General features: G+C 67.2%; 7 protein-coding genes. All 7 read right to left on the reverse strand.

Features of this window, described 5'->3' with window-relative positions:
* Positions 1–86 precede the first annotated feature (86 nt).
* The 7 genes from ACT6Y9_RS05775 to traA all read right to left on the reverse strand — a co-directional run bounded on the left by ACT6Y9_RS05775 (position 87) and on the right by traA (position 8,269).
* Positions 87–2,756: a TraC family protein gene (locus tag ACT6Y9_RS05775; protein ID WP_443743829.1), complete on the reverse strand. Its 2,670-nt coding sequence runs from the start codon at positions 2,754–2,756 to the stop codon at positions 87–89.
* Positions 2,756–4,561 (reverse strand): TraV family lipoprotein, encoded by a 1,806-nt coding sequence (locus tag ACT6Y9_RS05780; protein WP_443743830.1) that lies wholly within the window; start codon positions 4,559–4,561, stop codon positions 2,756–2,758. The genes ACT6Y9_RS05775 and ACT6Y9_RS05780 overlap by 1 nt, the downstream gene beginning before the upstream one ends.
* 70 nt (positions 4,562–4,631) lie before the next feature.
* Entirely contained in the window at positions 4,632–5,981 is a 1,350-nt protein-coding gene (locus ACT6Y9_RS05785; RefSeq protein ID WP_443743831.1) for a TrbI/VirB10 family protein, read from the reverse strand.
* Positions 5,974–6,798 (reverse strand): TraK domain-containing protein, encoded by an 825-nt coding sequence (locus ACT6Y9_RS05790; RefSeq protein WP_443743832.1) that lies wholly within the window; start codon positions 6,796–6,798, stop codon positions 5,974–5,976. The genes ACT6Y9_RS05785 and ACT6Y9_RS05790 overlap by 8 nt, the downstream gene beginning before the upstream one ends.
* Before the next feature lie 126 nt (positions 6,799–6,924).
* A complete protein-coding gene (locus tag ACT6Y9_RS05795) occupies positions 6,925–7,503 on the reverse strand; it encodes a TraE/TraK family type IV conjugative transfer system protein (RefSeq protein ID WP_443743833.1) in 579 nt (192 codons plus the stop codon).
* 124 nt (positions 7,504–7,627) lie between these two features.
* On the reverse strand, positions 7,628–7,912 hold the full coding sequence (gene traL, locus ACT6Y9_RS05800) for a type IV conjugative transfer system protein TraL (protein ID WP_443743834.1): 285 nt from the start codon (positions 7,910–7,912) through the stop codon (positions 7,628–7,630).
* On the reverse strand, positions 7,913–8,269 hold the full coding sequence (gene traA / locus ACT6Y9_RS05805; RefSeq protein WP_443743835.1) for a TraA family conjugative transfer protein: 357 nt from the start codon (positions 8,267–8,269) through the stop codon (positions 7,913–7,915).
* Between the last annotated feature and the right edge of the window lie 841 nt (positions 8,270–9,110).

Genomic DNA, 9,110 nt, shown 5'->3' on the forward strand with positions numbered 1-9,110 from the left:
CTCGGGGGGTGGACCCCGCCGCAGCGGGTGCGGCGGGGAGGGAAATGGAAGGAAAAAGAGGCAGATTCGGGCGGAGCCCGGGGCGATCAGCCGCCCGGAGGTGCTTCGCCCGCGGCGACGCGCGCGACCGCTTCCGGGAGCGGCAGCCCCGCGGCCTCCCAGGCCTTGACGGCGGCGACCTCGGCCGGAAGGGTCGAATAGGCGACCCGCGAGTACGGGTCGAGGATGAGACGCCCGACCGCAGCCGGGTCGTCGCCCACCTTCACGACCATCTCGCTCCAGGCGCCCGCGACCGTGGTGAGGGAGGCGATGGCGTCCTTGAGCCACGCGTCGCCCGTCATGCGGCCGTCGCGCGCGAGCGCGTCGAGGCCGTCGGCGTCCTGGCGCAGAAAGATCCGGGTGTCGGCGCAGCGCCAGGCGGCCTGCGCGGTGTCGGAGAGAAAGAAGTCCGCGATCGACTGCGTCGCCGTGACGAAGGCGCCGTTCAGCTTTCTCGCGCGGCGGTAGCCCGTCTCGATGAAGCGCCCCGAGGTGCCTTCGCCCATCAGGTCCCATGCTTCGTCGATGCACACGAGCTTCGCCTCCTCCTGGGGGGCGGCGCGCATCGCGCGCTCGATCGTGAGCATCAGGGTCATCAGCACCGCCGAGCGCAGCCGCCGGTGGGCCGAGAGCCCGTCGAGCTCGAGCACCGTGAAGCGGTTCGTGAAGTCCACGGGGGCGCCAGAACCGTCGAACCACCGGCCGAAGGGCCCGCCCGAGACGTAGGGCATGAGCATCGCGGCCATCTCGAGCGCCGCGCGCTCTTCGCGTCCGTTGGGGAGCCGGTAGGCGAGAAGCGCCGCGTGCAGATCGTCCATCGTCGCGTGCGCGCCCTTCGAGCTTCCGGTGCTCCGGGCGCGCCCGGCGGCCGCGGCCGTGAGGATGCACTGCGCGAGGACCGACTCGGCGTAATCGGGGAGACCTTTCGGCGTCATGAGCTCCACCACCACCTTCACCACCATCTCGAGGAGTTCGCGGTCGGGGGCGGCGTCGCCCTCGTCCCCGTTCTCGGCAGGCGCGAGGAATTGGAAGGGATTCAAATCCCAGTGCGCCGACTCGTCGAAGACGAAGAAGGCGCCGCCCAAGAGCGCACAGAGCTTCTGGTAGGAGAAGCCCGCGTCGATGACCCAGACGCGCCCGCCCGTCATGAGGGTGGAGGCCGCGAGCTCGTTCATGACGACGGATTTCCCTGAGCCGGGCTTTCCGACGACGGTCGCCGAATAGGAGCCGTGCGCGTTCGCAAAGGGGTCGATCATCATGATCTGGCCCTTGCGGCCCGTGAGCATCAGGAGCGGAGTGCGCTTCCTCGCCCCCGGGCGCGGGCCCGTGCCGCGGTACTCGGCCATCACGGGCATGCCGCAGACGCCGGTCGCGGCGGTGCGGCGCGGAAAGCGCCGCAGGCGCTTCAAGTCGTCGGCCAACCGCGGACCCGCCCCGCAGGGGAGGACGGACGTGAGGGCCACGGCATGAAGACACGTGTTGGGCTGGAGGTCCGCGTTCACCTTGCGCGCGAGCGCCTGCGCGGCCTGGAGCGCGTCGGTCTCGAGCCCCTTGGGCGCAAAGAGCACCATCTGGTGGAGCACGCGCGCGACGCCGCCCGCGGTCTCAAAGCTCCGCTGGGCGATCGAAAACTCCCTGTGGGCCTCGTGGTAGTGCGTCACGAGCGCTGCGACCGGGGTTGTCATCATCTGCCGCGTGCGCAGCACCATCGCGTTCACGCGGGCCTTTTCGGCGGCGGAGTCGGGCACCTCGATGATGCTCGAGAAGAGGAAGGGACACGGAATCTGCGCGCCGGCGCGCCCGGGCTCGCCGATCAGAAGCGACGTGAGCGCGAGGTTGATCTTCGGCGGATAGTTTTCAAGCGACAACCCCATCACGGTGACGTCCGCATCTTCTCCGCCGCCCCCGTGAAAGCGCATGCCGTACTTGCCCACCTCGACCTCGGTGTCGCGGTCGAGGAGCTGCCAGCGCAGCTCCTCCAAGGGCGACGTGGTCTTGGGCGCGAGCGTCCGGGCGCGCAGCTTCTGCGGGTTGAGGAGTTCGCGCAGCGTCGCCGTGAAGTCGCTCGAAGTCCAGAGGCCTCCGAAGAGATGCGCCTGCGCGAGCACGGCCTCCATCGCCCGCGCGGCGGTCTCGGCCGTGCGGAGCGCTTCGTCGCCCCACGGGTCGTCGGTCTTGACGACGACCGAGAGCCAGGCGCGGAAGTGCCTCACCTCGACGGGCGCCGTCGGGAGGATCTGCCTGCGCGAGGCCCTGAGCATCAGCGCCGCCCGGTTCTCCACCGATCGGCGGGCGATTTCGGCCGCATCCGGGGCGAGGTGCTCGAGACCGGGCGCGTGCGAGGTCTTCCAGAGCTCGAGGAGCCCTTCGATGGCCGACGATGCGTAGAGCGTCATCGAAATCACCGAGCCCACGGGGAGCGTGACGGAAAGCATGAGCGACATCAAGGTCTTCTGCATGTCGTCGGTGACGCCCGTCTGCGGGGCGGCCTCGATCACGAACCCGAGGCCGTCCATGCGCTTGGGGTCGGTTGTGGAGAGCACGACGAAGCGGTCCTCGATGAAGCCGTCGTAGGGGAGGTGTGCGCCGAAGGGATCGAGCTCGACGGGGTCGCCGTCAAGTCCCGTGGCGGACATCCCCGGCCCCGTGCGCAGACGCGGCGCACGGTTGCCGCCGAGCCCGAAGAGCGCGGCGAGCGAAGCGGAGTCAAAGCGCATCACTTCGCTCCGGCGGCGGGAAGCACGGTGCGGATCTTCGCTTCATATTCCGAGCGCAGGCGCCGCAGGTCTTCGGCCGAGGTGAAGCCCGTGAGAGGGGCCTGCGGCGTTGGCTTCGCCTGAGGCGGCTGCGGCGCGGCGGAGGCTTTTGGCGCCCCACCGACGGGCCCGAAGGAGAGCTGCGTCACGGCGGACGCGTCCGCCGCCGGGCGGCGGGCGGTGAGCCAATGCGCACGGCGGATTTCGAGGTAGAGGAAGTGCCCTTCGTGAAGGTCCCCTTCGTCATCCGTCCAGGGCGCGAGGAGCACGCGTCGGATTTCCTCAGGCAGACGCACGGGCTTGGCGTAGTCCGCGGTCGCGGCGGTTCTCGGGTCGAAGACCACGGCTTCGGGGCCCGAGGTTCGGGCGGCGGTGATCGGCGCGGCCGGGGTTTCGCCGGCGGCGCCTTGAGGGGCTCGAGCGCCTTGCGGCACGCCGGCGGCGGACGTGGTCGTAGGCTCCGCCCCGGCGGCCGGAGCGGCTCCGACGGATTTGGGACCTTTGGTCACGTTGGCGCGGACCGCTTCGGAGACGGCATTCGTCGTGCCCGCGCCGCTCGCGACCGGGGTGTCCGCAGGGACGGGCGCAGGGGTTGGAGCGGATTCCGGCAGAGAAGCACCGGGTTGAGGCGCTTCGAGCACGGGGGCGGCGAAGTCGACCGGGTGGACCTGGTGCGGGAGGGCGTCCGACTTCGTGAGCTCATAGACCGTGGAGAGGCTGCGGCAGGGCACGCCCTGGGCGGCCGGGCACGAGAAGTCGTTCTTCGCGTCGAGCCCGAGCATCGCGCCGCAGCCCGTGAGGGAGGAGGTCGACATGACGGCGGCGGCAAGCATGAGGAAGCGCTTGGCGGACTCCATGCGTAGCGTGGCGGGCGTGAGCGGCGCGTCGATCTTTGCGGCGGGAGGCGGCAGCGACCTCAGGCGGTTCGCCATCCCCTTCGTGCGCAGCAGCAGTTTGGGCACCTTGGCGGCGAGATAGGCTCGCGGGCGCCGGCAGTGGGAGTCGGCGGTCGCGACGGGGCTCCCCGCGCCGTTGGCGTTGTGGAGCGCCGAGCAGGCGCCGAGCTCCGCGCCCACGGGATAGAGAATCGGCTCGGCCGGGTGCGGCGTCGTCTGGTGGCGCTCGACGTCCGCGGGGTGCGGTCCCGCGAGGGCGAGCGCGATGAAGGGGGCGTCGTTTTCGAGGTCGCGCCCTCTGAGGGTTTCGGCGGTCTCGAGCTGGTGCGTGATCGTGGGGTGCCTGCGGAAGAGCGTGCGCAGCTCGCGCAGGAGCTTGAGCTTGACGGTGCCTCCGGAGATGGGCTTCAGAGTCTTCGTCAGCGTGAGGACGTGGAGGATCTCCTCAATCGGGAGCGGGCCGTCGACGAGAACGACGGCGAACTCGTAGCGGCTCCTCGGTTCGCGGCCGCGCAGGAAGAGCATTGCGCGCAGGGGCGACTTCACGCCGCGGCGCGTCTTGAAGAACTCGATGTTGGCCGGATCGACGGCCTTGCCCGAAGGTTCGCTCACCGCCTCCTTGAGGAGCACGTGCAGCCGCCGCCAGTCTTCGCCGGGCGCGGCCGGATCGGCCGACGACCCCGCGGGGCAGAGCGCGTCGATAGGGTAGCCGAAGTGGCCGAGCACATGGAGAAAGGCGCTGAGCTTGCGGCACTGCGAGAAGACGGCCAGTTGGTTCTTCGAGTACTTCGTGTGGTGGCGGCTGAGGGCGAAGACGGCTGCGGTGAGGGGCTTGACGCGCTTGGTCGCGGTCAGATTCGTGGACTGCACGGGTTCTCCTTGAAGTGAGGGTGTGGTTGAGGGGGATGGAAGGGTGATGCGGCGGGGCGCTCCGGCGGAACTAGACGTTCTTCAAGTGGACGCCCTGGGAAAAGACGATTTCGAGCGGGAGACCGTTCGTGACCTCGATGCACGGATAGATGCGCTCGGAGAGATTGATGTAGTACTGAACCAGACGATCGGCGGCGTTGGCGAACCCCTGACCGAAGCCCGCGCGGGCCGCGTCGGAGTAGGTGGCCGTGGTGACGCCCGTCAGGGTGCTCGTGGTGGTCTGCTGCGAGCTGAGGGCGATCGACTTTCCAAGCCCCGAGATCACGGCGGTCGAGAGGGCGGCGGAGATCGCGGCGCCCGAGCGGCTCACGAGCTGACCGCGCACGCCCACCCGGCCGTCGGGGCCCACGGCGTAGCCCGAGACCGGAATGTCGAGGACCTCGTCGGCGGGACCGACGCAGGAGAGGCGGTCAAGGCGCACGTGCACGCGCTCCGACGAGAGGTCCGCGGTGGCGGCGCCCGTCAGGTGGCAGGACTTCGTGCCGGCCCGGCGCAGGCCGGGGAGGGTCGTCACGTCGAGAAACATCAGAACCGGCATGGGCGTCCCGAGTCCGGCGCCGGAAGCAAGGGCGGTGACGCCCGTGAGGAGCGTCGCCTTCGCGAAGGATCCGGCCGGGAGGTAGGCGTCGATGCGGGTGCCGGCCGCCCGGTTGAGGGCGATCGGCGTGTCGGACTGATAGAAGGCGTGGGGGGCTTGGGGCTTCTTGGCGGGCGTTCGGGCGTCCTTCGGGGGCTCGAGCGTCACGAGGGCGAGCGTGCCCTGCGGCGTCGGGGTGGAGAATCCGGAGGCGGCGCCCGTGGAGCCGATGCCGCCCGCGGCGGCGATGCGCCGGTCGAGGTCGTTCGGGTCGTAGACGCCTTCGGGCGTGAGGGAGGAGGACCCGGCGGCGCGGTTTTCCTTGAGCGCCTCTTCGCGCGCCTTCTCGCGGGCTTCGGTCGTCGTGCGGTAGGCTTCGAGGTCGCGCGAGCTCTTCACGAGCTCCTGAATGCTCACGCCCTGTTCGGCGAGCGTGCGGGCGATCTGCTTGATCGCTTCGTCGCTCGTCGCGGAATTCTGCGCCGAGCGCCGTTCAAGTCGCGCGATCCGCTCGGTGAGCTCGTCGATCGCGAGCTCGGACTTCAGCACGAAGCGGTCGCGCTGCACGCGGTCCGCGCCGAGCGAGAGCATCGTGTCGTGGGTGTCGCGCCCCGCCGGGGGCTTGGGCGCCGGGGCGAGCAGAAGCGCCGCGCCGATGAGCACCACCACCGCGAGAACGACGCCCGCTGCGGCGAGCTGCTGCGTGCGCCGCCGCGCCTGGTTGTCTTCCGTTTCTCCCCGGACGTAGATCTTCCAGAGGTTCTGCAGGAAATGGTCACTCACCTTCGGCCTCCACGAGAATCACCGACCCGGCTTCCTTGAAGCCGAGCCGCAGCCGATCGAAGCTCACGGCGAGCACCGTGGGGCCGGCGAGCGCCTCTTCGTTGAGGAGCACCGTTCCGAGGCGCGGGTTCCTGAAGCCGATCACCGTTGCGCGGAGCGCGAGCGACGACCAGCACGAGGTGACGACGGGGTTGAGGGAGGAAAGCCGCTCCATCGCACGCAGGACCGAGACGCTCGGCCGCGGGCAGGCGCCGCGGCGGAGGATGTCGGCCGACTCGCGCTCTTCGGCCGCCGCGCGCACGAGGCGCTTCACGGCCGCTTCGTAGTCCGAGACGGGCATCGGTGCGAGGGTGCGCGTCGAGCGCATGTCGCTGCCCGGCTGGGCATTCGCGGTCGCGCGGCGGGTGAGCGTGATGCTCTGCGGGTCGCCTTCGGCGACGGCCGTAAGCATCACGTCCACCGTGAGGCCGCTTTCCGTCGTGATGTAGAGCGGAATCTCGGCCTCCTGGATGGGCTGCACGAAGAGCTGCCCCGTAGAGCTCTCGGTCTTCACCGAGAGAAGCGCCTGGTCGTAGACCGCGGACTGAATGCGGTCGCCGAGGATGCTGATGCGGCTCGTCTTTCCGAGGCCCACGGTGTAGGCGAGCGGCCGCGCTTCTTCGGCGCGGTGGAAGACCGCCCCGCCCGGCAGGCCGGACGCGGGGCCGAAAGCCTCGGCTGCATCGGCGTAGCGCGCGGCGAAGGGCGTCAGGAGGGCGATCAGGATCGACGTGAAGACGATCGCCGCGGGAGCGGAGGGCTTGTGCAACTTCTTCATCTTTAAGGAAAACTATTGGTGAGGGCGGGTCGCTCCGGGTGCAGAACCGCGGGGGGAAGCGGAGGGCTTCGCGAAGTCCTCCGGGTCCCTGTTCGGAAAAAGGGCTGGTGCGGGCGGGCCGCTGCGTCAGAAGGCCGTGGCAGCCTCGGCAGGCGGAAGTTCGCGCAGTGCGAGGAGGTAGAGCCGGCCTGCGGTGTAGCGCCAGGCGAGTTCGTAGACGACCGATCCGACGCTCGTCGTCGTCGACCCGATGAAGGTGCGCCGCTCGCCCTCGACGAGGACCTTGAGGGTCTGCAGGTCGCTGCGGATCCGGGTCGGATAGAAGGCCTGCCCCGCCTGGTCGGCGCGCAGGGAGTCCATCTCCTTCAGGAGGCGCTTCTGCATCTCGGCGAAGACCTCGGGTGCGACGCGCTCGAGAAAGCGCTCGGCCTGGCCCTTCATGCTTGCCGGCGAAATCGTGGCGATGAGCGAGAGCATGCTGATCGACCATTGCTCCAAGTACTCCGGGTCCGGCGTATTGGACGTGATCCGCCAACCGCTTGGGGAGCCGTTCGACGCCGCCGTCGGCGGGAGGATTACGGTCACCGTCTCGGGTTGAATGCACATGGCGCCCGCCATGATGACGTTCGCGCAGAGGCTCAGAGCCAGAATGCGGAGGATGTAGGCGCGCAGCCCGAGCCGGGCGGCGGCGGTTTCATTGGACATGGCGTCGGACTCTCCAAAGGGGGGGGGCGATGTTCAGAACTTAGGGGATTGCGGGTTTGGTCCGCATTCCATGGATCTTGAGCTGCCCGCAGCAGGATACGGACTCTCGCTGCGGGCGGGTGACTCACGATGTGAGATGACGACGGAATGAGGGCGGCGAGGAATGGAGTCGAACCGCGTTCAGATGCCAGTAGGCCAAATGAAGCGCATAGCTCCGCGCCTTCGTCTGCGTGAACCTCGCCCAGAGGGCGGAGAGCGCGCATCCAATGGCGCCGCCAATCAACGGGTGATTCACGATTCCGCCGAAGACCAGAAAGGTCGTGACGAGAATCACGGTTTCGGCATCCCAAAGAAGGAATCGAGGCTGAATCTCAAGACTCTTCGGGACCTGCACGCTTTCCGGACTCACTCAGATGGTCCCGGTGAAGATCGAGTTGATGATCGACGGAACCGTGGCGAGCGCGAGCGCAGCACCGAGGCACACGACGCACGAAACGATGGAGCCACGTAGAAGACCAGCTGCTAAGCCAATTAAGAGAAAAAGGAGCGAGATGCTTTTGCCGAGGCTTCCCTGCGTCCAGTCCTGGAGGCGCTTCCAGATGCCGTCGAAGTCGTTGGTGACCTGATCGGCCGCGAAGCACTCGCCGCTCGCGAGGAAGTACACCGCGGCGATGAGGAGGAGGAAGCCGAGGACGCGCATCGCGGACTGCGCCTTTTCGCTCTGCTCGATCTCACGGAGAGAGGGAAGGGTGAAGGTAGTGTTCATTTTCCTTTGAGCCTTCTTTTGGGTTGATGAAATGGTTGATGGTGAATGGTGAACTGCCCTTCCCATTTGCTGGGTTGAAGCGTCACTGCGTTATTCAATGCAGTCCGCCTTCGGATACCCGGGATGAAGGCGGTTGACATTGAAGTCCTGAGCTGCAGTGCTGCGAACGGAGGTTCGCGGCCTGCAGCCTCTGGACGGGCTGAATCCTACCTGGACCGGGCGTAGTCTGCAAGTTCGCAGCAGAATCAATAATTTGGGTAGGGCTACCCCTTGACGAAGCCCATGACGGCGGGGAAGTCCAAGGGTTCGCCGTACCCAAAAAGTTCACTTTTTCAATGCGAGCTCGAGAATGTTGGAGTCCTTGAAATTGAGGAAACTCATATTCTGAAAAACGCTGCAGCTGCGGGATTATCAAGCCGTCGAATTGATTCGGAAAAGGATGAACGTGTGCATACGCAATGATGCCGCGCGCACCTCAGAGAGACGGATAAACATTGCAATTTCAACGGCTTATGTACTGCGCAAGGGGTGCGCAAGGGGTGCGCAGAGCTTTGGGAGGTGCCCGCGGTGCGCGTTCACGGAGCGGATGGAGAACTGCGGAGTGGGGATGAAAACTGCGCCCGGAAAAATCCTCGAATCCGGCTTACTGGGACTTTCCCTAGGATAACCACAAAATTATGAATGAATGTATGTCTGCAGCAACATTGTGGGGATGCTTCCGACAACACGCTACGGGCTTCAGGGCTGATGCGTAGCAGGCTCTAATTGCTTGTTGTGCGCCCGCCATAATTCTTTGTTTTTTACTAGGAAAAGCTTGCTCTATATCTTGATATGTGCTAAA

Source organism: Sutterella sp., assembly GCF_052272535.1.
In the GTDB taxonomy this organism is placed as follows: domain Bacteria; phylum Pseudomonadota; class Gammaproteobacteria; order Burkholderiales; family Burkholderiaceae_F; genus Sutterella.